Raw genomic sequence first — 25,198 nt, forward strand, 5'->3', positions numbered from 1 at the left:
CGTGCCGCCCTCGCCTGCCTCCGCCCCCGACGCCCCGCGCCGCCGCCACTACGCGTGGACGGTCCTCGCGCTGTGCTTCTTCGCGATCCTCTGCGCGCAGGGCGTCCGGCTGAGCTTCGGCGCGTTCGTCCGGCCGTGGGAGGAGGAGTTCGGCGTCGCGCGCGGCACGATCACGCTGATCGGGTCGCTGTCGTTCCTGGTCTACGGCGGATCGCAGCCGTTCGTGGGGCGCGCGGTCGACCGCTTCGGGATCCGGCGGACGCTGGTCGTGTCGTCGCTGCTGGTCGCCGCAGGACTGGCGCTCAGCGCGGCGGCGCAGTCGCCGTGGCAGTTGGCCTTCACCTACGGCGTGGTCGCGTCGGTCGGGTTCGGCGGCGCGTCGGGTGTCGCGGCGTCGGTCGCGGTCACGTACTGGTTCACGCAGCGTCGCGGGCTGGCGTTCGCGCTGGTCGAGGCCGGCTTCGGCGCCGGGCAGCTCGCGCTCGTGCCGCTGGCGATCGTCGCGGTCTCCCAGGCCGGGTGGCGCGAGACGCTGATCGGCGGGGCGCTGCTGCTGGCGGTGGTCGTCGCGCCGACGATGGCGCGCTGGCTGCGCGACCGGCCGGAAGATGTAGGCCTCGAGCCGATCGGCGGACCGCATCCGCCGGAGGCCGAGCTGCGCTTCGGTGACGCCCCGCCTGCGACCGGGATCCGCGCGCTGGCCCGCTCGCGCGGCTTCTGGGTCCTGGCCGCGCCGTTCTTCGTCTGCGGCCTGACGACGACCGGCTTCGTCGACACGCACCTGATCCCGCTCGCGCAGGACCGCGGGATCAACGAGGCCACGACCGGGCTGGCCGTCGCGCTGCTGGCCGCCGCGAACGTCACCGGGATCCTCGCCTCCGGCCCGCTCGCCGACCGCGTCGACAACCGGCTGCTGTTGGCGGGGTTGTACGGCACGCGCGCGCTGTCGTTCGTCGCGCTCTACTTCCTGGCCGGCGGCGCGGCGCTGCTCGCGTTCGCGTTGCTGTTCGGGTTGGTCGACTTCTCGACCGTCGCCCCAACCCAGTGGCTGGCCGCCCGCTACGTCGAGCCGCGCACCATCGGCCTCGCGTTCGGCTGCCTCAACGCCATCCACCAGCTCGGCTCGGCGATCGGCGCCTGGCTGCCCGGCCTCGCCTACGACGCGACCGGTTCCTACGACGAGGTCATGGTCGCCGCGGCGATCGTGCTCGCCGCGGCGTCTGCGATCTGCCTCGCGCTCCCGCGCCCTAGCGCTCGGACGACACCAGCTTCTTCGCCTGCCGCTCCGGCGTGATCTCGACGATCTCGGTCACGGCGCCGATGCGCTTGAGGCCGCGGATAACCAGCGCGGAGATGTCGAACTCCCACCACTTCAGGCCGTGCGCGGCCGAGGTCGGGAAGGCATGGTGGTTGTGATGCCAGGACTCGCCGAACGAGAACGGCGCCAGCCACGCGAGGTTCTTGGAGTGGTCGTCGACATCGAAGCGGCGGCGACCGAAGAAATGGCAGAGCGAGTTGATGGAGTAGGTGACGTGATGCAGCACCAACATGCGCACCGCGCCGCCCCACAGCAGGCCGGTCCAGGCGTGGTGGATGTCGCCGCCGATCAGCCAGCCGAGGCCGAACGGGAGCGCCAAGCCGGCGAAAACCCACAGCACGAACGTCTTGTCGACCCAGGCGATGATCGGGTCCTTGAGCAGGTCCGGCGCGTAGCGCTCACGGTTGGCGCGCTCGGTGTGCAGGAACAGCCACCCGACGTGGGCGTGCAAGAGGCCACGCAGGACGCCGTCGTGGGCGTGCGGGCTGTGCGGGTCGCCGGGCTTGTCAGAGAAGGCATGGTGCTTGCGATGGTCGGCGACCCAGCTGATGATCGGACCCTCGATGGCCATCGAGCCGAGGATCGCGAACGTCGCGCGGACCCACGGCTTGGCCTTGAAGCTGCGGTGCGTGAAGAGCCGGTGGAAGCCGACCGTGATCCCGAGGCCGAGCGGGATATACATGATGAAGAACACCGCGATGTCCGACCAGCGCAGCCAGTCGCCCCACACCTGCCGGGCGACGATGAACAGCGCGAGGAACGGGACGACGGTGACCGTGCCGGTCAGGAAGCGGTCCAGCGCCTCGTTCTTGGTGGGCTGAACGTCCTCGGCGGTCGGGCCGTCGACGGGGGCCTGCGGCCGGGTGGTGGGGTCCTCGGGCGCAGGCGCAAGGGTGCCGGTCGGGGTCATGTCACCCACTCTCGCGCGCGCGACTGGGAATTTCCCGGGGGCATTCGGGAGCCCTTAGGGGGGATAACCCCCGGCTTTGTTGCACGGTCAAACGCTCATGCCTCCATCAAGCGGGACCGTCGCGCCGGTCAGGAACGCGCTTTCGTCGCTGGCGAGGAACAGGACGGCCGCCGCGACCTCCTCCGGCGTGGCGTGGCGGCCGAGCGGGATCAACTCCTCGAAGATCTCCGCAGCGCGCTCTTCGGTACCCGCGCCGGTGGCGGTCAGCTCGATGCGATGCTGAAAGGCGTTGGAGACCGGGCCGGGATGGATCGTGTTGACGCGGATCCCGCGCGGGGCCATCTCCTTGGCCGCGGTGCGCATGAGGCCGACGAGCGCGTGCTTGGACGTCGCGTAGGCGGCGATGCCGGGGTCGGCGGTGAGGCCGACGACGCTCGAGTTGATGATCATGCTGCCGCCGTCGCGCATCGCGGCCAGCGCGTGCTTGGCCACCAAGAACGGGCCGCGGACGTTGACCGCCAGGACGCGGTCGAAGACGTCCTCGGGGTAGTCGATGATGTTGGCGACCGCGCCGAAGATCCCGGCGTTGGCGAAGGTGATGTCCAACGCACCGAAGCGCCGTACCGCCTGCTCGACGGCGCCCCTGACCTGGGCCGAGTCGGTGACGTCGGCCGGCAGCGCGAGCGCGTAGTCCCGCCCGAGGTCGTCGGCGAGCGCGTGCAGCGCATCGGCGTCGACGTCGCTCAGCGCGACGCGCGCGCCCTCGGCGGCGAAGCGGCGCGCGGTGGCGGCGCCGATCGAGCCAGCGGCGCCGGTGATGAAGGCGATCTTGTGGTCGAGTCGTCCCATGGGTCGTCCGTGCGAAGAAATTGCCTGACGTTTATTGTGGGGCACCGTACATGAGCTCGCGGATCGCCATCGTCGGCGCGGGCGGCGGCGTCGGGTCGTCGGTCGCCTACAACCTGCTGCTCGCGCCGGAGCCCTACGCCATCACCTTGGTCGACGGCCGCTCGGGCATGGCCGTGTCGCACGAGATGGACCTCCAGCAGGTCGTGGCCGCGGGCGCGTCGGGGTCGGTGGCGATCGTGGAGCGAGGCGCGGTCGTGGAGGCCGACGTCGTCGTGGTGAGCGCGGCGACCCCGCTGACCGTCAACCGCTCGCGGGAGGTCTACCTCCACAACAACGCGGCGATCGTGCGCTCGGTGGTCGACGCGCTGCCGGACGGCTGGCCGGGCGTGGTGTTGATGGTGACCAACCCGGTCGACGCACTTGTCACCTGGCTGGCGCGCGAGCGGCCGGACCTGCGCGTGCTTGGCTACACCGCCAACGACGGGCTGCGGCTGCGGACGGCGATCGGGCAGCTGCTCGGCGTGCCGTCGGCATCGGTCGATGCGTGGGTGATCGGCGAGCACGGCGACCACTGCGTGCCGCTGCTGGATCGCGTGCGCGTGGACGGCGAGCCGGTAACGCTGAGCGCTGCCCAGCGTGCGGCGGCCGTCGACTTCGTCCGCTCCTGGTACGTGCGTCACGTCGCGCTGGACTCCGGCCGGTCGTCGACGTGGACGACCGGGCACGGGGTCACGCGGATGATCGCGGCGCTCGGCGCCGGCGACGAGCTCTGGCCCGCGAGCGTGATGCTGGCCGGCGAGTACGGCGTACGCGACGTCGCGCTGAGCGTGCCGGTCGCGCTCGCGAGCGGAGCCATTGCCGACTGGTCGCTCTCCGACGCGGAGGCCGCGGGGATGCGCGCCGCCGCCGATGCCATCCGCGCGGGCGCCGACGCGATCGACTAGCCGCGCTGCGCGTGCAGCACGGCGGTGAGGTACTCGATGTGCGCGCGCATCGCCTTCTCGGCCGCGCCGCGCTGGCGGCGACGCACGGCGCGCAGGATCGCGCGGTGCTGGTCGAGGATCGTCTCGGCGTCGACGTCGACCGAGATCGTCACGATCAACGACGGCTGGAGGACCTCGAGGATCCAGCCGGTCAGCCCACGCAGCAGGACGTTGCCGGCCGCCTCGGCGAGGATCTGATGGAACTCGGTGTCGGCCTGGTTGAAGGGGTCGGTGCCGGGCGCGTGGCCCTCGGCGGCGAGCACCGCGGCTTCGAGGCGCGTGACGACCTCGTCGGTGGCGTTGGCGGCGGCCCGGCCCGCGAGCGGGACCTCGAGCGAGAGGCGCGCGTCGAGCAGCTCGTCGAGCGAGATCGTGTCCGCGGCGAGCATCAGCGCGATCGACTCGCTCAGGTTGGCGCTCATACCGTCGCGCGGCGTGCGCGCGACGAAGATTCCGCCGGCGCGGCCGCGGCCGACGCGGATCAGCTGCGACGCGGAGAGCAGCCGCAGCGCCTCGCGCAGCGTCGGACGGGAGACGCCGAACTCGTCGGCCAGCTCCTGCTCGGTGCCGATCCGATCGCCCGGCTGAAGGTGCTGCTCCTCCAGGTACTTGCGGATCTGCCAGGCGATCTGCTCGGAGGCGCCGGGAGAGGGAGGCTTGAACTGGCCTCCGGGGCGTGGGCGAGCGGTGGCCATCTGCTGGTGATTGTAAGTGGTTCGGCGGCGAGTGGCGAGCACAGGCCTTAAATCTCCAAACGATTTGCAGTAAGGTCGCGCTCGTGGAGGTCCCGCGCCCAGAGTCCAGTGCCACCGAGGGGTCGCCCACCGCTGCACCAGGGGCGACCGTGCGCGACGCGACCTTCGACGTCCTGCGCCGACTCGGCCTGACGACGCTGTTCAGCAATCCGGGCTCGACCGAGGTCCCGTTCCTCGCCGGGCTGCCCGACGACCTCGAGTTCGTTTTGGCCTTGCACGAGGGGTCGGTTGTCGGCATGGCCGCCGGGTACGCGCTGGGCCGTGGCGCGCCCGCGTTGGCGCTGTTGCACTCAACGCCGGGGCTCGGCAACGCGGTCGCGGCGCTCGCCACCGCGCGTCAGAACCGTGCGCCGCTGGTCGTCGTCGTCGGTCAGCAGGACCGACGGCACCTGGCCCAAGACCCGTTCTTGGCCGGCAAGTTGGATGGGTTGACCGGTGGCTACGCGGTCTGGCTGGATCAGCCGGTGCGCGCGGCCGACGTCCCGGGCGCGATCATGCGCGCCTACTGGGAGGCGCAGACCGCGCGCGGGCCAGCGATCGTGATCGTGCCGATGGACGACTGGGGCGCGCCAGCGCCGGAGGCGTGGGAGGTCCTCGGGCCAGCGCGGCTGCTGCGCAGCGCGGCCGCCGACCCGGTGGTGGTCGAGGAGCTCGCGGCCCGCGTGGACGCCGCGAAGCGCGTCGCGCTGGTGGCCGGCGCGGGCGTCGACAGCGCCGCCGGGTGGTCAGGGCTGGTAGCGCTCGCCGAGCGCCTCGCCTGCCCGGTCTGGCAGGAGCCCTTCGGCGGCGCCGCGGGCTTCCCGCAGGACCACCCGCTCTTCGCCGGGCACCTGCCCGCGCGGCGCGCGCGCGTGCGTGACACGCTGGCGCCGTTTGACCTCGTCGTCGTGGTGGGCACCGGCGCGCTGCGCCAGTACCCCTATGACAACGGTCCGCTGGTCGAGCCCGGGACCGACATCATCGTCTTGACCGCCGACGCGGCCGAAGCCCACCGCTCGCCCGCCGCGCTCGCCGTCCTCGGCGATCCCGCCGCGCTCTGCACCGCCCTCGCCGAATCCGTGACGCCGCGCGACGGCGCGTCCGGGAACGGCGCAGGGCCTGAGGGCGCGCCGCTGTACACCGCCCCCGCGGCTCCACCACCACCCGCGCCGGGTGAGGCACTGCGCGCCGGGCACGTCCTCACGGCGCTCGCCGAGCGCCTGCCGCGCGACGCGATCCTCGTCGAAGAGACGCCGTCCTCGCGTCCGGAGCTGCACCGCCGGATCGCGATCGCCGAGCCCGGCGGCTTCGTCTCCGCGATGGGCCTACTCGGCTTCGCGCTCCCCGCCGCCGTCGGCCTGCGCATGGCCCGCCCCGACCGCGGCGTGATCAGCGTCACCGGCGACGGCGCCACCCTCTACCAATCCCTCGCGCTCTGGTCCGCCGGCACCTACTCCACCGGCACCATCTTCCTGGTGTTGAACAACGACGGCTACGCCATCATGGACCGCCTCGCCGAACGCGCCGGCGCCACCGGCCCCTGGCCCTCCCTCGACACCATCAACATCACCGGCCTCGCCACCTCCCTCGGAATCGAAGCCCACCGCATCACCGAGCACGACGAACTGCTGTCGACCTTCGATGACATCCTGCCGTCCCTCGCCGACCGCACGTCACCGCTGCTGATCGAGGTCATCGTCGAGCCGGACGAGCACTTCGACCCGTAAGGCCGTTACCGGCTGTCAGAGCACACCGAGGCTGGCTCCTACCTGCTGAATCACCTCGTCGGCCTCGACCGACGAGAGACCAGATGCGGTGGAGCGCGCCGACGTTTTAATCACCTGCATCAGCGCTTGTCCGTCGCCGCTTGACCCGTTGAGGGCACCCGTCTCGTACAGGCTTGCCAGCTCCTCTTCCACCAAGCCTCCAAACAGCCCTGGATCATCAGAGCTCACCGTGACACAAAGGCCGGCGTCGCGAAACTCTCCAATTGGATGTTCCGCAAATCCGCGAATACCACCGACTGCGACGTTGGACGAAGGGCAAGACTCAATGAGCCTCCGACTGCGAAAAGGCTCCGCAACGACCGCTCCGCACGCTTCGTAGCACCGCGCGAGCTTGGCGCCCACAGCCGACTCGAGCGCGTTCGGAACGGGGACCACTTCATTGAAGTAGACCCCGCCGACAGAGGCTTCAACTGCTGTCGCGGCAAGCAGCTTGTCTACCAGGCTCTGACACTCGAGGCCGCCAAGCAGCACAGACTCGTCGGTAGGGAACATCGCGTCCTGCGCGATGGGAGGCACGATGCCGAGCGCCTGCATCCGATCGTACGAGAACCGTCCCGTCAACCATTGCTTAAGGTCTGCGAATGTTGGCTGACTTGGCGCGAACACCACTGATGCCAAATCCTCGCATAAGTCCGCGACCTCACCTTCGAGCTCTGGCACGACAACAGCGCTCCAAACGAGCGCCTCTAACACCGACGCCGCAGCCGCACTCGTGAACGGTGCGATGTTCTCCGCGGCTTGAGGACTAAGTGCCAGAGCGTGACCGACTCGGCTTACAGGAACCTCGAATAGGTCAAGTTCTCCTATTCGACGGAGACCGTCGAGGGCAAACGCGAACTGCTCTCCTGCGTGCACAGAGTACCCAAGGGGCTGCATCTCCGCAGCCCGAAACAGGCGATCGGCAAAGGAGAAGGCCAACGAAAACACCCAGTTCGGGGTGTCCGATTCACGCCCGACAACGTCGAAGCCGCCGATGAACCGACCAAGCCCCGGTGTGTCGCGACATGCTCTCGCCACTCCCGCGCTCAGAGCCAAGGCATCATGGATCGGATGGCGCAACGGCAAGTACCCCATGAGCGGTTCGCGCGGCTCGAGCCGGTGCCGGAAGAAGCTGATCGGCATCTGCACAACCAAACTTCCATGATCCTCTCGGACCTTCTTGACAGCCGTCAGATGACAGCGAGCGTCCTCGAGCACCGTGGAGTAGGCGTCGAGGCGGGATTGGCCCCCGTCCTGAGCGATCGATGCACCGGCCGTTTTGCGGAGCTCCAGTCGGCAGAGCCGACCAGCGGAGAGAAGAAACCGAAGCGAGTCTTCGATGCGCCTGGTCTCCGACTGCATCGATAGACGACGAAGGCGCCGCAGCAGGTTGAACCGCTCGACGAAAATGTCGAGCGAGCCCGAGGTGGGCGATACCAGGCTGCCGTGCAGAAGCGCCAGCGCGCCCAGAGAGCCGCGTGCAAGCTCGGCGGCAGGGCCCGCCAGCTCATTCCGCAGCCACCGGGCTGCGCCCTGATTGGCCGCCGTGAGATCAGGGGTGGCTCCGACGAGCTCCGTTGCATGGGCGTAGGCTGCCCGCAAGAGATCAAGCTGCAGCTCATCCTTGGTGCGAGCCAACTCGAAGGCGCGCTCCCACAGTTCGCGGGCGTCAGATCCAAGCACGGGTAACAAGCCACTCAGGTCGTTGGCAAGTCTCGGAACCTGGAGCGCCAGCGCAGAGATCCCGAGCGCAAAAAGAAGAGGCTCACCGTCGAAACGGTGCCCGAGGACATCCTCAAGCTCGAGGGGCAAGCCGACGCTCGTGACTTCATACAGGTGATCGAGCAGACCGCGCAGCACGATCACCGGCGGACTAGCGCCCCCGGAGTGAACGTGAGCATCCCCAATCTCGACCTGCTGGCAATCCAATGGGAGGTTCGCCCATCGCATCTGCACGGACAAGCGCCGAGAGATTCCGGTCGCCAGCTCTACCACCTCATGAGGTAAGGCCCCGTATACGATCCGACGCGCGTCGCTGATCTGAGACGACTCGATCGCGTAGGCTCCCTCGTGTGCCGCGACGAGCGTCGCCGCCGCGGCGCGCAACGGGTCCGTTCCCTTGCTCGCCACCTCTGCGAGCACCGCATCGATGTCGCTGTCGCGAAGAAGCGCGAGCTCAGTGAGTCCCTTCACTGTGCGCCTGCGCAGGGACGCCGCGTCGTCAATCCAGGTCCGCTGAAGGATGATCTCGCTCGACGCGAGCATCCTTGCGGCCGCCTGTACAGGGGCAGGGCACGTCAGGTTCGTGCCGCTCAAAATCCGTCCTCGCTCTGCTGCTCCTCCTCAGCCAGCATCTCGCGCAGCACCTTGAGCGCTATCGAGCTGAGCTCATTCGACGATCCTGACTCGGCCGCTCGCAGCTGAAGCTTCTGACGCTGCTCGACCGCCGCGAGATGCGCAGGACGCAGATCTCCGATCTCCATGTCCGGCATGCCGTCGAAGATGCCGAATAGCGGGGTGATCCACTCTTCGCCCAGATTTGCTCTGATGCGACGGGACAAGATAGACGATAGCTCGAAGTTCCTCGCCTGAGCGCGTCCCATCGCGACGAGCATCGTGAGTCGCGCCTCCAAGATCTCGTCGATCAACCACTGCGGCAAGATCCACGGATGGCACGCCATAGGCAGGAACGTCGAGGTCCACTCCAGAAAGGCCGAGCGGGCTTCCGCCGAGGCGTCGCTGCATGCCGCATCGTGCAGACACGTCCGAACCTCTGCCCAAATCTGAGCGATGTGCTCTCGCGCGGCCGGGCGCATCGTGCGCTCTGCTTCGTCACGAGTGAGAGGAGTTCCCGTACGCGCCATCTGAACTTCGCCCACCGTGCGCAGGAAGGAGAGCACCAAAGCGTGCAAGAGCTCCGGAGGATCGATGTCAAGCCCCATAGAGACTGCATCGGCGTTGGTCAGCGATTGCCGCCAAATCGCGTCGAACGCGAAGTAGTCATAGAAGGACTTCCACCGAGGCAGGAGCAAGAACCAGCGATCCCCCCGGAATGCACCAACCCGGACGTTTAGGAAGAACGACGGGCCGCCGCCGGCGACAGGCTCTCCTCCGGCGAGCTCCTCGCGATAGACGTCCGCGTGGTGCGAGAATTCCCGCGCGAGCACCATTCCCAGCGCCAACGCAGGATCGACCGCCGACTGCGTCTCGTTCTGTGAGTCTCCCGTAGCAATCGCGTACGTGTTTCGGCCAAGAGAGCCGATCTCGATCGACCGATCGGTGCGCTCGGGGTCAATCCGAAGCACCCGTTGATCCTGTGTGCTGCGCGCATACCGCAGAGGTCCGAAGTCGAGGTTCAGGATCGGGCGGTCTCGATCGTCCTGCGGCTCCTCGACGGACAGCAGCGTGCGAGCCGTGTAGCCCGGAATCGGTGTGGCCTGGAGTCCGTACTCAATCGCGGACTCGAGGATGAGACGTACCGCCTTCTCCCAGTTTCGCTCTTCGGCCTGCGCCGCAAGCGCGAAGTACAAGCTTTCGAGTGTTCTGGCCGTGCCCGGCAAGCACTTTGCGTATGGGGATGGCATGTCGTCATCCGCGTCGGAGTGCAGCCAGAACAGCGAGCCCAGCGAGAACTGCGAGTTGGCGGTGGGCACCTCAATCTTGTTCAGGATGGCGGCCAGCGGCGGTCGACCTGCTTCAAGCGGCGTGAACGCCAACCGTTGACGCTGCGTGAGCTCGGTCAAACTGACACGGAACCGTTGCGGAAGCGCCTTCGCGAGCTGTGCCTCGACGACTGATGCCGTCCCCATCGAGTCAGGGCGTACACGAAGGGCCTGCGCGTACGACGCCGCCAGGGCTCGGTGTGCCTCTATGAGATCCAGGCACACGCAGACCACGACGTGAGGCGTGGTGGCCAGGAGCCGGATGTCCTGGAGTATCCGCGTCAACTGCCCTGGCGAGAGGTCAGGGTCATCCACCGGCACAAGGATCGCCGGAGCCTGTCCCTCTCCCGTTGACAGCGCTCGGCCGATCGCCGCGATCGTGGCGTCCCAGAGCTCGGTAAAGCCTTCGCCTGCCAAGGCATGGCGGGCAAAGTCGGACGAGTACTGCTCAAGCGAAGCAGGGGACACGGCTCCGGGACCTTGGCCGTCGCGAACGAAGGCGGAGTGTCGCAACAAGCGATCAAGCGCTTGCGCCACGTTGAGCGGTTCGGGCAGCGACCGTACCTTTACTGTCGCCTCGTGCATTATTGAAGGGTTGTCCTTCAAAAGCTGGGATTGAAGTCTTGCCAGCGTCGAGCCGAGGATCGTGTCGGCCGGACCGAACATCTCAGGCTCAAGCGGTGGCAGAACGAAGAGGTCCCGCCTCGGTGAAACTGCTGACGCCAGAAGATGAAGCAGCGTCGTCTTCCCCGTGCCACGTCCACCGGCGATCGTCAACACATGGTGGTTAGGTCGGCGAAACCCAGCAAATCCAAGCGATGGGCGAGGGTTCGAGCTCGCGACGACGAGCTCATCGAGCACCCGCGACGCCACCGAGAGCGACCCCTCGAGGCCCTCCGGAGGCGCGGCAGAACCATTGGAGTCGGTCACAGGGTCTCCCCCTCGCCCAGCGCCGCACGCAACCGCTCAACGAACTCGAGCTTCAGGCGTTCGAGCTCTTCTTCAACATAGAGGCCGTACTCGGGAAGCGTCTGCTCGAGCAACTCGAGACCGCGCCTCTCCCCCTCTGCGTTAAGCCCCTTATTTCGATCGAGCCCGGTGACCCTGGCGAAGTCATCCGCCCAGTTCGGGCCGAGTATCTGCGCTACTCGAGAGCCTAGTCGCAACTGCAGTATCTCCATCAACAGTCCGTAGGCGATTTGGGCTTCGCGAGGCTTAAGTGCGGCGAGCCCAATCTCCGACAAAAGCAGGCCTGCACTGATGTCCTTCAACGTTCCTCATCCATGTCGGCGAGCAACCTACAGCAGCCGCACGAGACAAGAAAGCAATCAGGTCAAATCTGGTCGTTTGGGTGAGGAACGCCGACCATCGTTACTGACGGCAGGAACACGGACGAGCAGAACGAGACCACTAGTTGACGCGAGACGACGCGACCGTCCCCGTGTTCATCGCCTCCAGAACGGCGTGGGTGGTGAGCGCGTCGCCGGTGAGGGAGGTGGTGGCCTTGCGGTTGTGGATGACGATGACGCGGTCGCAGAGGGTGGCGAGCTCGTCGATGTCGGTGGAGCAGATGAGGGTCGGGACGCCGGCGGTGGCGGTGCTCCTGATCAACGTGTGCATCTCGGCCTTGGCGCCGATGTCGACGCCGCGGGTCGGGTCGTCGAGGAGGAAGACCGAGGGTGAGGCGTCGAGCCACTTGGCGAAGACGACTTTCTGCTGGTTGCCGCCAGACAGCGCGCCGGCGTCCATGTCGACGGAGCGGCTGCGGATGTGCAGGCGCTCTACGTGTTCCCGCGCGTGCGCGCGGAGCTCGCCGGTCCGGATCAGCGGCCCGGAGGCGGCCAGACCCACCGCGCGGATCTGCGCGATGTTCTCCCAGATCGGCTTATCCAACATCAAGCCCATTCGCCTGCGGTCACCGCTCACTAACGCGACGCCCGCGCGGATCGCGCGACGCAGGCCGTGCGGCACGGCACGCCCAGAGGGCAACGTCACCGAGCCAGACGACGGACGCGTGAGGCCGGCGACCAACTCAAGGACTACATGATGCCCTGCGCCCGCGACGCCGGCCAGGCCGACGATCTCGCCGGGCGCGACCTCCAGGTCCAAGGGCTCCAGCCGATCGCGCACCGCGACGGCCTCAAGGCGCAGGGAACCACCGGTTGACTCAACGGCATCGGCGACCTCCTCGACCAGCGCGGCGGACGGCGCCGTCGCCGCGTCGCCGTCGTCAGGCCGCTCGCCGAGCATCGCCTCCACGACCGTCGCGACCGTCAGCTCCCCCATCGGCCGCGCGCTCATCACAACGTGCCCGTCACGCAGCACGGTGACCTCGTCGCACAGCGCCATCACGTCCTCGAGGATGTGCGACACGAACACCACACCAACTTGGCGATCGCGAAGCACGCGCAAGATCCTCAACAAGTTCTCGGTCGACCGCTGCCCCAGCGCACTCGTCGGCTCGTCGAGGATCAGCACGCGCGGCTCCGTCAGCAAGGCCTTAGCGATCTCGATCAGCTGGCACTCGGCCAGCGACAGCTCCTCAACCGGCTGCCGGAGGCCTACGTCAAGGCCCAGCTCGGCCAGCACGGGCCGCGCCTGCGCTTCCATCTCCTGCCGGCGCACGAACGGCCCGCGGGTCGGCTCGCGCATCGGGTAGAGGTTGGCGAGGACATCGAGATCCGGGAAGACGTTGAGCTCCTGGGAGACCACCGCCACGCCGTGGCGCACCGCCTCTGCGGTCGACCCAAAGCGCACCTCCTTCCCATCAAGCACCAGCGACCCCGCGTCCGGCGTCACCGCACCGGCTATCGCCTTCACCAGCGTCGACTTGCCCGCGCCGTTCTCCCCCAACAACGCGTGCACGGCGCCGGCGCGGACCGTGAGGTCCGCGCCGGCGAGCGCCACGACGCCGCCGTAGGCCTTGCGAACGCCGCGCGCCTCGAGCATGAGTCAGGAGCCCGGGGCGAGGTACTGGTCCGGCGCCGCCAGCTGCTTGTCGGCCACCGGCTTGAAGAACGCCTTCCGTGCCGCGGGTGACTCCTGGCGCGTGAGGATCTCGTCGATGTTCTTGCTGTTGACGGTCAGCTCGCCGGTGTTCCAGACGCCCTCGGGCAGGTCCTTGCCGTCCTGCTTTTGGGCGGCCAGCAGCGCGATCGCGATGTAGGCCTTCAGGAAGTGCTCCGGCGAGATCAGCGCCTCGACGTAGCCGTCCTTCACGCCTTCCAGCGCGACCGGATCGAGATCGCACGCGCCGACGAGCAGCTTCTTGCCGCCCCGCTTCTGGATCCGCGTGAGCGACACCGCCGCCTGCGAGCCCGGCCCCACGTAGGCCACCGCGTTGGGATGCGCCTTCACCTGCGCCGACCACGTGTTGTAGTTGTCGGTCGGCGACTGCTTGGCGTCGAAGACCACCATCTTGAGGTTCGGGCGCTCTTTGGACATCACGTCCTTGAAGCCCTGGTTGCGCTGCTCCAGCACCGGCAGGCCGGGCGTGTCGGTGCCGATCAGCACCTCGCCGGACGCGTCCTCGGGGATCTTCGGCAGCAGCGCCTTGGCGAGGTCCTCGCCGATGCCGACGTTCGAGTTGCCGATCAGCAGCTTGGCCGCCTTCTCGGCGCCCTTGGCCGGCGGCACGTCGACCGCGACCAGCGGCACGCCCTGCTGGCCGGCCGTGAGCAGCGGGCGCAGGAACAGGTCGGGCGTCAGCGTCATCATCGCCACGCCGTCCTCGGACGTGCGCGTCGCGGCCTGAAACAGCTGGACCTCCTTGGGGCCGTCCACGTTGGCCGGCGCCGACTCCTTCAACTCGACCCCCGGCCGGTCGTCGGCCGCGGCCTTGGCGCCCAGCGCCATCTCCTGGCCGAAGTTCGTCTCGGTCGTCGGGTAGACGAACGCGAGCTTGGCCGTCTTAGCGCCGCCGCCGTCGCTCGAGGTCGCGCTGCCGCCCGATCCGGACGACTTGTCGTCGCTGTCGCCACACCCGGCGGCCACCGCGACCAACCCGGCGGACAGGACGACGGACAGCGCCGCCCTCCACCCGCGTGAGACCAGAGTCATGTCGTCTCTCCTGCTTCGTGTTGATCGGTGTCGCTCATCCGTCGAGCGCCTGACGGCGGTACCGGCGCCGCCCGCGGATGAGGCTGTCGAGGGCCACCGCGGTCAAGATCACGGCGCCCGTGGCGAAGTTGGACCAGTTGACCGGCACGTCGAAGTACGCCAAGCCGCTGTTGACCGCGCTCAGCAGGATCGCCCCGAGCACGGCGCCGACGACGGTCGCGCTGCCGCCGCGCAGCGGCGTCCCGCCGATGACCGCCGCGGCGATTGCCTGCAACTCGAAGCCTGAGCCGATGTTCGGGTCGCCCGAGATGAAGAACGCAAGGCCGAGCATGCCGGCGATCCCGCTGAGCACCCCGACGAGCACGAGCGTCTGCACGCGCGTGCGCGGGATCGAGATGCCGCTGAACGTCGCGGCCTCCGGGTTGGAGCCGATTGCGCGCACGCGGTAGCCGTAGGGCGTGAGCCGCAGGACCGCGGTGAGCACGATCACCACCAAGATCAGGACCCACACGCTGACCGGCAGCCCGAGCTTGTCGCCGCCCAAGAACGTGAAGAACGCGTTGTCGGCGGGCAGGCCGGTGACCTGCTGACCATCGCTCAGCGCCTGGGCCAGGCCGCGGAAGATCGACAGCGTCGCCAGCGTGGCGACGATCGCCGGGATCGCGATGAACTGCACCGCGGTCGCGTTGACCAGGCCCATCCCACCCGCGAGCACGACGCCCGCCAGGCCGGCCAGCCACGGGTTCCAGCCGTGCTGCATCAGCAGCGCCGAGCAGACGATCGAGAGGCCGAAGATCGAGCCGACCGACAGGTCGATCTCGCGCATCGAGATCAGGAACGCCATCCCCGCCGCGATGATCCCGACGTAGACGGAGTTCTGGATGACCTCCTTCAGCTGCGACCAGGTGAGGAAGTCCGGGTGCATGATCCCGATGAACAGGATCAGCGCGATCGTCGCGACCAGCACGCTGTTGGACTCGACCGCGAGCGCGCGCTTGCCGAGGTCGCGCAAGGGCGCGCCGGGCGGCGCTGCCCCTCCCCCGCGCGAGATCGCGGGCTGCTGCCCCGCGGTGTTCTCCTCCATCGACCGAACGTAGCCGAGGCGACCCGTAACTGTCAAATGTTTAGGATGCTTTGCATGCCCGACACCCCGAAGTCCGAGTTCTGGCGCGACCTCAAGCCGATCGCACGCGTCTTCCAGCCCGACGCGCCGCCGGAGGTCTACATCGCCGACGCGCCGATCGACGACGACCGCTACTACGTCCCGTTCAGCGAGACCGTCAGCAGCCGCCCGCTCTGGATCTCACCGGCGACCAATCGCTGGTGCGACATCCTGATGGCCAAGTCCGCCGGCCTCGTCAACCGCCACTACCACCCGCACGAGGTGCTCGCCTACACCATCTCCGGCAAGTGGGGGTACTTGGAGCACGACTGGACCGCGACCTCCGGCGACTTCGTCTACGAGTCACCCGGCGAGGGCCACACGCTCGTCGCCTACGAGCACGAAGACCCGATGCGCGCGATCTTCATCGTCACCGGCCCGCTCATCTGGCTCGACGAGAACGGCGGGTCAGAGGACTTCTTCGACGTCCACCACTACATCGCGATGTGCAAGGAGCACTACGAGCGCGTCGGGCTGGGCGCGGCGAGCGTCGAGGCCCTCTTCCGCTGAGGCGCCCACCAGGCGCGGTCGCCCATCAGCACGATCAGCGCCGGGACGAGGACGAGGCGAACGAGGGTCGCGTCGACGGCGATCGCCACGCCGGCGCCGAGGCCGATCTCGCGGATGACCGGGACGCCGGTGGCGGCGAAGCAGGCAAAGACGGCGACCATCACCAACGCCGCACCCGTGATCGTCCGGCCGGACGCCGCGATGCCTTCCAGGACCGCGTCGCGTGTCGACGCGCCCACGCCGTGGCGTTCGTGGATTCGGCTGAGCAGGAAGACCTCGTAGTCCATCGACAACCCGAAGACCACCGCGATCACGATCGGGATCACCACGGTGTCAACGTAGCCCGTCCCGCCGGTGCCCCACGTCATCGCCGCGCTCAGGACGCCGAGCGACGCGCCGACGCTCAGCAGGTTGGCGAAGATCGCCGAGATCGCCAGCGGGATCGCGCGCAGCATCACCACCAACAACAGGAAGGTCGCGACCAGGATCCAGACGATGACCTTCCAGAGCGACGAGGTGATCGCGTGGTCGAAGTCGATCTGCGCCGCGGTGTCGCCGCCGACCAGCGAGCCGGCCGGGAGCGTCCGGCGCAGCCGGAGCACTGCCGCCTTGGCCTGCGGCGTGTCCGCGTCGTACTTCAGGCGCACGACGCCGAAGATCCACTTCTTGTCGTCGGTGATCGTGCGCATGCCGGTCCGCTTAACGGCCGGATCGGCGCGCAGGATCTTGACCGACTTGTCCATGTCCTTGGGCTTGACGAGGATCCGCAGCGGCGTCGCGTCGCCCGCGCCGCGCAGTCCGCGCACCGACTCAAAGCCGACGCGCGTCTCATGGCCCTCCGGGAACTGCCGCAGCGCGCCCTCGCCGGTGCGCAGCCCCAGCGCCGGCGCGGCCAGCGCCAGCAGCACCGCCAAGGCCGCGACGGCGGCCAGCGCCGGCCGCCGCACCACACGCTCGCTCCAGCGCTGGAACATCCCGGGGTCGGGCTTCCCCGGCCCGATCCAGCGGCCGACGGTCACCAGCAAGGCCGGCAGCAGCGTCGCGCAGGCGACCATCGCGACCAACACCACCAACATGGCCCCCACGGCCATCGAGCGGATCGCCGGTGTCGGGACCAGCAGCAGCCCGGCCAGCGCGACGACCACCGCCAGGCCGCTGAACAGCACCGCGGTCCCAGACGTCGCCATCGCCGTGGCGCGTGCCGTGGCTCGGTCGGCCCCCTCGCGCAGCTCCTCGCGGAACCGCACGACGACAAACAGCGAGTAGTCGACCGCCACCCCCAGGCCGATCATCGAGGCCATGTTGGGGACGTAGAAGGTCATCGTGTAGTGCTTGGCGAGGATCGCGATCAGCGCCGCGGTGACCAGCACCGACACGCCGCCGATCAGCAGCGGCAGCACGGCCGCGGCCAGCGACGCGAACACCGCGAGCAGGATCAGCGCGACGATCGGGAAGCCGACGCGTTCGGCACCCGCCAGGTCGTCCTTGGTCAGGTCGACCATGCCCGCCCACAGCGCGCTGGCGCCGACCAGGTGCAGCTGCACGCCACCGTACTTGCGCTCGTCGTTGAGCCCCAAGTCCTTGCGCAACACCTTCACGACGTCCGGCGCGTGGTACTGGTCGACGTCGATCGTCAACGGGATCACCACCGGCTCGCGCGGCCGGTCCTGGGCGGCGAAGAGCGCTGCCTCCTTGATGGTGGGGTCAAGCGAGACGTGACGCACGCGGGCGACCGCGCGGTCCAGCGCGGTCACCGCGGCGCGGACGTCGCGCTGCGACAACGTCCCCGACGGCGCGCGGACCACTGCGGCCAGCGACGGCGGCCGGAAGTTGACCGGAACGCCGCGCTGCACGGCCGTCTCCACCCGCTCGGAATCCGACCCCGGGACGGCAAAGCCGCCGCCGGTCAACCGGTCGGACTGCTGGAGGGCGAACGGGACCGCGGCCGCGACCAATGCGACCCAGATCCCGAGCACCCACCAGCGATGGCGGGCGACTCCGGCGTGCAGCGCGCGCAACACTCAGGTCAGCTCCGACAGGCGACCGAGCCGTCGGTCTTGACGACCTGGCCCGTCGCGTAGCTCGTCTCGACGTGGTACTTCCAGCGGTGGCTGCTCGGGCAACTGGTCGTCGCGATCCAGTCGCCACGCCCGCCGCTGCCCCGGAACGACTGGACGCGCAGCGGGATCCCCGCCACGATCTGCAGCGTCCGCGGGATGTCGACGTGCGCCTTGTAGGACCACGGCCCCGAGCCCAGCTTGGTGATCGGCACCCGCAGAGCTTCGCGCACGCGGGCCGGGCGGTTGAGCGTCACGTAGGCGAACACGGCGCGCGACCCACCGTTGACGATCGTGACCGTCGCCTTGGCAGCGACGCCGTCGGCGTCGGCGAGCGCGTAGCCGCGACCCATGATCGACGTCTTCGGGCAAGCGTCCGGACCGCCCCGGGCCAGCTTCGCCTGACTGCACGTGGGCCATTTGCCCCCGTTGTAGAGACCACCCTTCGGGAACCAGATGTCGACCGCCTCGACGGTCGGCGGATCCTGGTCCGGCGGGGTGTAGATCTTGCCCTTGACGTCGACCTTGACGCCTTGCGGGTGCGCCGGCGTGCCGGCCTTGTTGGGCGTGACCTTGGCGGTGACCGTGATCCGAATATCGTCGCTCTGACCCATAGCGACCGCCGAGATCGTGCCCGCAGCGGCCGCGGTAACTACCGCGGCGGCCCATCTCCTCTTGGTGGACATGGTGAGCGACGCTACGCCGTTGACAAGGTCATGACAAACGGAACTGTATCTGGACTCGGAATGCTCAAGCGCCGATCGCCAGGGCGTCGCAGAGCGCGACGACCGCGCGCCGGGTGCGCGGCCAGGCGGGCAGCGGCGGCGGCGGGCCGACCGGGCCACGAACGTCGCCGACCTCTACCTGTTCCGCGATGCTCAGCAAGAGTGCGTCAAGATATTCAGCATCCTGGTGCGACGGCGCCGGACGGTCGGGTGTTCCCGCCCGAGGGAGCGCCAACGCGACCAAAGCGAGCTGCTCGATCGCGTACGTGACCGGCCAACCGAGGTCGGTACGCGCCGAGGCGGCGAGCGCGTCGCCGGTCGCATCGCGCTGCGCGGCATCCAGCGCGACGACGGCAACATGGACGTCGCGGCGCGCCGCCCGTCGGTCGCCCTGGCCCGCGAACGTCGCACGCACCGCGGCGGCCGTCGCCCGGATCGCCTGCGCCTGCACGCCGGCCAGCCGGACACGCGAGCGCCGCGGCCAGATCGCCAGCCCCGCAGCGACGCCGATCGCGCAGCCCAGCGCGGTGTCGACCAGGCGCGCGTCGAGCAGGCCATCGACCGAGCCGACGCCCGCGATCTCCAGCAGCAGCAGCGCGAGCGTCGTAATGCACACGACCGCCGCACCGTAGACGACCAACACCAACGACTCGGTCAGCGCCTGGAAGACGGCGACGAGGATCACGAGGCCGGCGAGGCCCGGATCGAAGGACAGCACCGCGGCGGCGAGCACGACGCCGATCGCGGTCCCGAGCGCGCGGTGCACCGCACGCTGGCGCAGCAGCGCGACGTTCGTCCCCTGTAGCACGGCGGCGGCGCTCAGCGGGATCCAGGTCGGGTGCTCGGCGCGCAACAGGTAGCCCGCGGCGCCGGCGACCGCCATCGCGACGCCGAGGCGCAGCGCGGCAGCCGGCGCGGGCGAGCGCGGATCGGTGAGGTCGGCGAGCGCGGCGCGCCAGCGGGGGACGTCGAGGGTGTCGGCCGGAGGGCCATGGTCCAGCCAGCGCGCGCTGCCCGCCGCGCGCAGCGCCGCATCGAGGCGCGCCGCCGCCGGGACCGCCGGCAGCGAGCGCGGGATCACCGGCGCGCTCCACGCGCCCTCGGCCAGCGCGTCCACTGCGCGGCCCCAGGCGGGATCCAGGGGCGGCGAGCTCTCCACCAACAACGCCAGCGCCGCCTCCAGCAGCGCCTCGGCGCCGTCCGCGCGACGCAGCAGCTCGGCGCCTCCGGAGGTTCGCGTCCCGCCCGCCGCGGCTACCGCGTCCTGCGCGCGCTGGACGGCGAGCACCGCGCGATGGCGTGCGGCGGGCGCGCCGGGGCGGCCGACCGCGTCCAGCAGCCGCGCGACCGCGCGCAGCGCGCCGTCGACCGCGCTGCGCTCCGGCGCGCGCGCATCGCGCAGCGTCCCGGCCATCGAGATCAGCCACGCGGCGAGGGCCCCGAGCAGCACGAGCCCGGCACGTTCCGGCGCGGCGCCGACGTCTTGCGGCAGCGCGGCGCCGATCAGGAACGTGAAGACGATGAAGTACTCGCGCGGCGGCCCGACGCGCAGGATCAGGCACGTCGCGGCAGCCGCCGCCGCGAACACCGCGCCCACCCCGACCGCCAGCACCTCGTGCGGCGCGACGAGCGTCCCGAGCAGCATTGCGACCGCGAGCGCCAGCCCGAGCGCCGCGACGACCCGGGCGCGCCGGCGGTACGGCGCGTCGAACGCGTAGAAGCCGGCGAACGCGCCTTGAGCCGCGGTCGCGCCCGCCTGCGGCTCGCCGATCGCGCAGAGCACGCCGAGCGGGAGCAGCACGCACGCGGTCGCGCGGACCGATCGCGCCCGGAATCCCCAGGCGTCGGCGGCCACGCGCACGACCGTTTCGCGCAAGGCTCCGGGGGACATCCTTGTGGACCGTACCCGTGACGGTCTCCCTGCCCCCGAACGAGCCCGCGCGCCTCGCCGCGCTGCGCGGCCTGGAGATCCTCGACACGCCCGCCGAGGCGCTCTACGACGACGTCGTCACGCTCGCGGCCGCCATCTGCCGCACGCCGATGGCCATCATCAACTTCGTCGACGCCGACCGCCAATGGGGCAAGGCGCTGATCGGGCTGGAGTCCAGCGAGGCGCCGCGCGAGGTCTCCTTCTGCGCGCGGGCGATCCTCGAGCCCGACGAGCTGTTCGTCGTCCCCGACACGCACGCCGACCCGGAGTGGGCCGACAACCCGATGGTCACCGGCGACGCCGACGTGCGCTTCTACGCGGGCGCGCCGATCGTGACCTCCGAGGGCCACGCGCTCGGGACGGTCTGCGTCGCCGACAACGTCGTGCGCGACTTCACCGACGACCAGCGCGGGGCGCTGCGGGTGCTCGCGCGCCAGACGGCCGCCCACCTGGACCTGCGCGCGACGACCCGCGCGCTGTCAGACGCCAACGACGAGCTGCGCCGGATGGCGGTCCGCGACGGGCTGACCGGGCTGGCCAACCGCGTGCTCCTGCACGACCGGCTGACGCTCGCGCTCGGCCAGCGGCGGCGCAGCGGGCGCGACGTCGGCGTCCTGTTCGGCGATCTCAACGGGTTCAAGGCCATCAACGACACGCACGGGCACGCGGCGGGCGACGAGCTGCTGCGGATCGTCGCGCGGCGGCTGGCGCTCGCGTCGCGGGAGACCGACACGGTGGCGCGTTACGCGGGCGACGAGTTCGTGATCGTCTGCCCTGACCTCCACGCGCCGCCGAACCTGGCGCCGATCGTGGCCCGCGCGGAGGCGTCGGTCTCGCAGCCCGCGTCGATCCTCGGGCTGGAGATCACACCGCACATCAGCCTCGGCAGCGCGCTGGCGACCGACGCGGACGACGCGGACTCGCTGATCGCGCGGGCGGACGCGGCGATGTACGAGGTCAAGCGCACGTGCAAGGAGGCTCGTCCGCGGACACCGCGATCGTAACTGTACCGTCCAGACGGTATAGTTACCTCCATGCCCGCTTTCGCTCTCCTCTTCCTGGCGATCATCACCGAGGTCGTCGCCACCCTTTCACTGCGCGCCTCCGACGGGTTCACGAAACCCGGGCCGGCGGCGCTGGTCGTCGTCGGCTACGGGCTCTCGTTCTGGCTGATGGCGCTCGCGCTCAAGCACATCCCCGTCGGATTGACCTACGCGATCTGGTCCGGCCTGGGCACCGCCCTCGTCGCCATCGGCGGCGTCGTGGCGTTCGGTGAGACCATGAACGCCATGAAGCTCGCCAGCCTGATGGTCATCGTCGCCGGCGTCGCCGGCCTGTCCGCCGCGGGCGGGGCCCACTAAGTGCCCCGTGGCCGCGGGGGCGGGGATACCCGCGAACACCTCTTGGACGCCGCGGCGCGTCTGCTCCTGCGCGACCCGTCGAAGCTGACGCTCGACGCGGTCGCCGCTGAGGCGGGCGTCTCCAAGGGCGGCCTGCTCTACCACTTCAAGTCCAAGGACCAGCTCCTGGACGCGGTCGTCGACCGCTGGGAGGCGTCGTCGGAGTCCCAGATCGAGGCCGCCAACGACGGCGAGCCCGGCGGCTGGACACGCGCCTACGCCGACGTGATGGCCAAGGACGGCGAGGATCCGGCGACGCGCGAGATCGACAGCGGGATCATCGCGGTGCTCGCGCTGCACCCCGAGCGCCTGGAGCAGGTCCGCGCGCGGTACGCGGGATGGCAGGGACGGATCGCGGCTGACGGGATCGACGAGGTCGACGCGACGGTCGTCCGGCTCGCCTCCGAGGGCCTGTGGTTCTGCGAGTTGTTGGGACTCGGAGCGCCCGAAGGCGAGCTGCGCGAGCGTGTCCTCGCGCGCATGCGCGAGCTGACGCGCTGACTTTTCGACCTCGGCAGATGAGTCTCCGGGTCCCGCTCCGTCTATGGTTCCGGACGGCCACCGCTCGAAGAGACGGTGGTCACGCTCCCTCCCCGCAACCTCCAGGAGCCTCAACTCCCCATGCGCACCCTTGCACGCACGTGCTTCCGCCACCGCTGGCTGGTCCTGATCGGCTGGGTCCTCGGCGCGATCGTCATCGGCGGCCTCGCCGGCGGCGTCGGCACCGATTACCGCGACGAGTTCAAGCTGTCGGGCACCGATTCTTTCGACGCCATCAACCTGCTCCAGAAGTCCGCGCCCAAGGCGTCGGGCGACCAGGAGCAGATCGTCCTCGCCGCCAAGGACGGGCAGATCACCGACGCCACGCACAAGGCGCGCGTCGAGGAGATGCTCAAGAAGGTCTCCACGCTGCCGCACGTCGCGTCGGTGGACTCGCCGTTCAAGGCCGGCAACGAAGGCCAGATCTCCAAGGACGGGCGAATCGCGTTCGCCAACGTCACGATGGACGACGACATCGTCAGCCTGCCGCTCGACGCGGCCAAGCACCTGATCACCGGCGCGCAGGCGTACAACAGCGACCAGCTGCAAGTGGAGCTGGGTGGCCAGGCGATCCAGCAGGCGCGCCAGGAGGGCGACAGCGGGCTGCTGATCGGCTTCGCCGCGGCGTTCGTCGTGCTATTGATCGTGTTCGGGTCGTTCCTGGCGGCGATCCTGCCGCTGCTGACCGCGGCGTTCGCGCTGGGCGTCGGCATCTCGGTGACGGGGCTGCTGTCCAACGCGATCACGATGGCCTCGTTCAGCTCGCAGCTGTCGTTGCTGATCGGGTTGGGCGTCGGCGTGGACTACGCGCTGTTCATCGTGACGCGCTACCGGCAGGAGATCCTGCGCGGGGCGACGCCCGAGGAAGCCGCGGTCAACGCGATCGACACCTCCGGTCGCGCGGTGCTGTTCGCCGGCATCACGGTCTGCATCGCGTTGTTGGGGATGTTCGCCCTGGGCGTCTCGTTCTTGTACGGCGTGGCGCTGGCGTCTTCGATCGTCGTGGCCTTCACGGTCTTCGCAGCGCTCACGCTGCTGCCGGCGTTCCTGGCGCTGTTCGGCAAGCGCGTGCTGACGGGCAAGCAGCGCAAGGCGGTCGCCTCCGGCAACCTGGCGACGAGCGACGAATCGCCGCTGTGGGGCCGCTGGTCCTCGATCCTCGAGAAGCGCCCGGTCGTGCTGGCCGCGGCGGCGGCGATCGTCATGTTGTTGTTGGCCTCGCCGGCGTTGGACATGCGGTTGGGCAACTCGGACGCGGGCAACGACCCAGCCGACACGACGACCCGCAAGGCCTATGACCTGCTGGCCGAGGGCTTCGGCCCGGGCTTCAACGGGCCGCTGCAGCTCGTCGCCGAGAACAAGAGCGGCGACGAGGGCAAGGCCGCCTTCCAGCGCGTCGTCGACGCGGTCGGCAAGACCGACGGCGTCGTAGCGACGACCAAGCCGGTGACGGTCGGCGAGAACATCCTGCTGGCCCAGGTCTACCCGTCGGCCTCACCGCAGTCGGAGGAGACCAACGACCTCGTCAAGAAGCTGCGCGACGACGTCGTGCCACCGGCCGAAAACGGGCAGATCAACGCGCTGGTCGGCGGCAACACCGCGATCGGCATCGACTTCTCCAAGGTGCTGGCCGACAAGCTGCCGCTGTTCATCGGCGTCGTCGTGTTGTTGTCCTTCCTGTTGTTGATGGCCGTGTTCCGATCGCTGCTGATCCCGGCGATGGCCGCGCTCATGAACCTGCTGAGCGTTGTCGCCGCCTTCGGCGTCGTCGTGGCGGTCTTCCAGAAGGGCTGGGGCGCCGAGCTGATCGGCGTGAGCTCGACCGGCCCCATCGAGGCGTTCCTCCCCGTGATGGTCTTCGCGATCCTCTTCGGGTTGTCGATGGACTACGAGGTCTTCCTCGTCAGCCGCATCTACGAGGAGTGGCACAAGCGCGGTGACAACCGCGAGGCCATCAAGCACGGCCTCGCCGCGACCGGCCGCACGATCACCGCCGCCGCGGCGATCATGGTCCTGGTCTTCGGCGCCTTCGTCCTCGGCGGCGAGCGCGTGATCAAGCTCTTCGGCATCGGCCTCGCCTCCGCCGTCTTCCTCGACGCGCTGATCGTGAGATCCGTCCTGGTCCCCGGCCTCATGCTTGCCGTCGGCGAGCGCAACTGGTGGCTCCCGGCCTGGCTGGACCGCTTCATCCCGCGCCTCAACGTCGAAGGCGAAGCCTCGACGACGCACACCCCGCCGCCGCCTTCTCAGCCCGCGGCTGAGAACGCGTAGCGCCCTTCCGACTGGCGGTCGCGACCACGGAGTCGCGACCGCCGGAGCGGAAGTGGAACAGGAGTGTTCCTGAATGGAACCACTGAAGTTCCTCATTCGGCGATGAGGCAAACGTGGGATGTCCGGACACGATCCACCAGATTGGGTGGTCACGAGTGTGTTTGGACTGTACGTTGCCGTTTCGATGAGGCATTCTTGGGGTCGACCAGTCGTACCGCTCTCTCGGGACAGGGAGCGGACGGCCGCTGACGCAGAGCTAGAGACCGAGCGTACGCGAGCTGGTCCTTCTCCCAGCGGGCCGGGCGCTTCCCCTGGCGCCCGG

The 25,198-nt window shown here is 69.4% G+C and carries 20 protein-coding genes; 8 read left to right on the forward strand and 12 right to left on the reverse strand.

Annotated elements, in window-relative coordinates; all coding sequences use genetic code 11:
* The first annotated feature begins 1 nt into the window (after window position 1).
* Window positions 2-1,294, forward strand: coding sequence for an MFS transporter (locus ACT01A_RS11535; protein WP_445152401.1), 1,293 nt, complete (start codon window positions 2-4; stop codon window positions 1,292-1,294).
* Here ACT01A_RS11535 and ACT01A_RS11540 read toward each other — a convergent pair.
* Window positions 1,248-2,228, reverse strand: coding sequence for an acyl-CoA desaturase (locus ACT01A_RS11540; RefSeq protein ID WP_445152402.1), 981 nt, complete (start codon window positions 2,226-2,228; stop codon window positions 1,248-1,250). The genes ACT01A_RS11535 and ACT01A_RS11540 overlap by 47 nt on opposite strands.
* 87 nt (window positions 2,229-2,315) lie before the next feature.
* The gene (locus ACT01A_RS11545; protein ID WP_445152403.1) at window positions 2,316-3,077 is read right to left on the reverse strand and encodes an SDR family NAD(P)-dependent oxidoreductase; all 762 of its coding nucleotides are present in this window, start codon (window positions 3,075-3,077) and stop codon (window positions 2,316-2,318) included.
* 50 nt (window positions 3,078-3,127) lie between these two features.
* Here ACT01A_RS11545 and ACT01A_RS11550 point away from each other — a divergent pair, with 50 nt between their 5' ends.
* Window positions 3,128-4,021, forward strand: a complete 894-nt coding sequence (locus ACT01A_RS11550; protein WP_445152404.1) for a lactate/malate family dehydrogenase — start codon at window positions 3,128-3,130, stop codon at window positions 4,019-4,021.
* On the opposite strand, the gene ACT01A_RS11555 is transcribed toward ACT01A_RS11550, so the two are convergent.
* Entirely contained in the window at window positions 4,018-4,755 is a 738-nt protein-coding gene (locus ACT01A_RS11555) for a FadR/GntR family transcriptional regulator (RefSeq protein ID WP_445152405.1), read from the reverse strand. The two genes, ACT01A_RS11550 and ACT01A_RS11555, sit on opposite strands and share 4 nt — an antisense overlap.
* A gap of 149 nt (window positions 4,756-4,904) precedes the next feature.
* Between ACT01A_RS11555 and ACT01A_RS11560 the strand changes: the two genes are divergently transcribed.
* The gene (locus ACT01A_RS11560) at window positions 4,905-6,521 is read left to right on the forward strand and encodes a thiamine pyrophosphate-binding protein (protein ID WP_445152406.1); all 1,617 of its coding nucleotides are present in this window, start codon (window positions 4,905-4,907) and stop codon (window positions 6,519-6,521) included.
* A gap of 15 nt (window positions 6,522-6,536) precedes the next feature.
* Here ACT01A_RS11560 and ACT01A_RS11565 read toward each other — a convergent pair whose 3' ends face one another.
* The 6 genes from ACT01A_RS11565 to ACT01A_RS11590 form a co-directional block, all read right to left on the reverse strand.
* Window positions 6,537-8,876 (reverse strand): hypothetical protein, encoded by a 2,340-nt coding sequence (locus ACT01A_RS11565; RefSeq protein ID WP_445152407.1) that lies wholly within the window; start codon window positions 8,874-8,876, stop codon window positions 6,537-6,539.
* Window positions 8,873-11,152 (reverse strand): hypothetical protein, encoded by a 2,280-nt coding sequence (locus tag ACT01A_RS11570; RefSeq protein WP_445152408.1) that lies wholly within the window; start codon window positions 11,150-11,152, stop codon window positions 8,873-8,875. Before ACT01A_RS11570 ends, ACT01A_RS11565 begins: the two co-directional genes overlap by 4 nt.
* Window positions 11,149-11,493 (reverse strand): hypothetical protein, encoded by a 345-nt coding sequence (locus ACT01A_RS11575; RefSeq protein WP_445152409.1) that lies wholly within the window; start codon window positions 11,491-11,493, stop codon window positions 11,149-11,151. The genes ACT01A_RS11570 and ACT01A_RS11575 overlap by 4 nt, the downstream gene beginning before the upstream one ends.
* Window positions 11,494-11,632: 139 nt before the next feature.
* The gene (locus ACT01A_RS11580; protein WP_445152410.1) at window positions 11,633-13,171 is read right to left on the reverse strand and encodes a sugar ABC transporter ATP-binding protein; all 1,539 of its coding nucleotides are present in this window, start codon (window positions 13,169-13,171) and stop codon (window positions 11,633-11,635) included.
* A gap of 3 nt (window positions 13,172-13,174) precedes the next feature.
* Complete coding sequence (locus ACT01A_RS11585; RefSeq protein WP_445152411.1) at window positions 13,175-14,281, reverse strand: sugar ABC transporter substrate-binding protein; 1,107 nt, start codon at window positions 14,279-14,281, stop codon at window positions 13,175-13,177.
* A 34-nt stretch (window positions 14,282-14,315) separates the two neighbouring features.
* The gene (locus tag ACT01A_RS11590; protein ID WP_445152412.1) at window positions 14,316-15,365 is read right to left on the reverse strand and encodes an ABC transporter permease; all 1,050 of its coding nucleotides are present in this window, start codon (window positions 15,363-15,365) and stop codon (window positions 14,316-14,318) included.
* A 54-nt stretch (window positions 15,366-15,419) separates the two neighbouring features.
* Here ACT01A_RS11590 and ACT01A_RS11595 point away from each other — a divergent pair, with 54 nt between their 5' ends.
* A complete protein-coding gene (locus tag ACT01A_RS11595) occupies window positions 15,420-15,953 on the forward strand; it encodes a 2,4'-dihydroxyacetophenone dioxygenase family protein (RefSeq protein ID WP_445152413.1) in 534 nt (177 codons plus the stop codon).
* Here the strand turns inward: ACT01A_RS11595 and ACT01A_RS11600 are convergent.
* The 3 genes from ACT01A_RS11600 to ACT01A_RS11610 all read right to left on the reverse strand — a co-directional run bounded on the left by ACT01A_RS11600 (window position 15,902) and on the right by ACT01A_RS11610 (window position 20,626).
* The gene (locus tag ACT01A_RS11600; protein WP_445152414.1) at window positions 15,902-17,971 is read right to left on the reverse strand and encodes an MMPL family transporter; all 2,070 of its coding nucleotides are present in this window, start codon (window positions 17,969-17,971) and stop codon (window positions 15,902-15,904) included. The two genes, ACT01A_RS11595 and ACT01A_RS11600, sit on opposite strands and share 52 nt — an antisense overlap.
* 8 nt (window positions 17,972-17,979) lie before the next feature.
* Window positions 17,980-18,696 carry a hypothetical protein gene (locus tag ACT01A_RS11605; protein WP_445152415.1) on the reverse strand — a complete coding sequence of 239 codons (717 nt, stop codon included), beginning with the start codon at window positions 18,694-18,696 and terminating at the stop codon, window positions 17,980-17,982.
* A 64-nt stretch (window positions 18,697-18,760) separates the two neighbouring features.
* Window positions 18,761-20,626, reverse strand: a complete 1,866-nt coding sequence (locus tag ACT01A_RS11610) for an FUSC family protein (protein WP_445152416.1) — start codon at window positions 20,624-20,626, stop codon at window positions 18,761-18,763.
* A 17-nt stretch (window positions 20,627-20,643) separates the two neighbouring features.
* On the opposite strand from ACT01A_RS11610, the gene ACT01A_RS11615 reads away from it, so the two are divergent.
* The 4 genes from ACT01A_RS11615 (at window position 20,644) to ACT01A_RS11630 (ending at window position 24,876) form a co-directional block, all read left to right on the forward strand.
* Window positions 20,644-21,669 carry a diguanylate cyclase domain-containing protein gene (locus ACT01A_RS11615; protein WP_445152417.1) on the forward strand — a complete coding sequence of 342 codons (1,026 nt, stop codon included), beginning with the start codon at window positions 20,644-20,646 and terminating at the stop codon, window positions 21,667-21,669.
* 30 nt (window positions 21,670-21,699) lie between these two features.
* Window positions 21,700-22,026 carry a DMT family transporter gene (locus tag ACT01A_RS11620; protein WP_445152418.1) on the forward strand — a complete coding sequence of 109 codons (327 nt, stop codon included), beginning with the start codon at window positions 21,700-21,702 and terminating at the stop codon, window positions 22,024-22,026.
* 42 nt (window positions 22,027-22,068) lie between these two features.
* Window positions 22,069-22,566 carry a TetR/AcrR family transcriptional regulator gene (locus tag ACT01A_RS11625; RefSeq protein ID WP_445152419.1) on the forward strand — a complete coding sequence of 166 codons (498 nt, stop codon included), beginning with the start codon at window positions 22,069-22,071 and terminating at the stop codon, window positions 22,564-22,566.
* A 120-nt stretch (window positions 22,567-22,686) separates the two neighbouring features.
* On the forward strand, window positions 22,687-24,876 hold the full coding sequence (locus tag ACT01A_RS11630) for an MMPL family transporter (RefSeq protein WP_445152420.1): 2,190 nt from the start codon (window positions 22,687-22,689) through the stop codon (window positions 24,874-24,876).
* Window positions 24,877-25,198: the final 322 nt, after the last annotated feature.

Source organism: Baekduia sp. Peel2402 (assembly GCF_052567285.1).

Coding starts and splice junctions, on each gene's coding strand:
- ACT01A_RS11540 (WP_445152402.1), bottom strand. CDS start 2,228: ATGACCCCGACCGGCACCCTTGCGCCTGCGCCCGAGGACCCCACCACC.
- ACT01A_RS11545 (WP_445152403.1), bottom strand. CDS start 3,077: ATGGGACGACTCGACCACAAGATCGCCTTCATCACCGGCGCCGCTGGC.
- ACT01A_RS11550 (WP_445152404.1), top strand. CDS start 3,128: ATGAGCTCGCGGATCGCCATCGTCGGCGCGGGCGGCGGCGTCGGGTCG.
- ACT01A_RS11555 (WP_445152405.1), bottom strand. CDS start 4,755: ATGGCCACCGCTCGCCCACGCCCCGGAGGCCAGTTCAAGCCTCCCTCT.
- ACT01A_RS11580 (WP_445152410.1), bottom strand. CDS start 13,171: ATGCTCGAGGCGCGCGGCGTTCGCAAGGCCTACGGCGGCGTCGTGGCG.
- ACT01A_RS11585 (WP_445152411.1), bottom strand. CDS start 14,281: ATGACTCTGGTCTCACGCGGGTGGAGGGCGGCGCTGTCCGTCGTCCTG.
- ACT01A_RS11590 (WP_445152412.1), bottom strand. CDS start 15,365: ATGGAGGAGAACACCGCGGGGCAGCAGCCCGCGATCTCGCGCGGGGGA.
- ACT01A_RS11595 (WP_445152413.1), top strand. CDS start 15,420: ATGCCCGACACCCCGAAGTCCGAGTTCTGGCGCGACCTCAAGCCGATC.
- ACT01A_RS11605 (WP_445152415.1), bottom strand. CDS start 18,696: ATGTCCACCAAGAGGAGATGGGCCGCCGCGGTAGTTACCGCGGCCGCT.
- ACT01A_RS11610 (WP_445152416.1), bottom strand. CDS start 20,626: ATGTCCCCCGGAGCCTTGCGCGAAACGGTCGTGCGCGTGGCCGCCGAC.
- ACT01A_RS11620 (WP_445152418.1), top strand. CDS start 21,700: ATGCCCGCTTTCGCTCTCCTCTTCCTGGCGATCATCACCGAGGTCGTC.
- ACT01A_RS11630 (WP_445152420.1), top strand. CDS start 22,687: ATGCGCACCCTTGCACGCACGTGCTTCCGCCACCGCTGGCTGGTCCTG.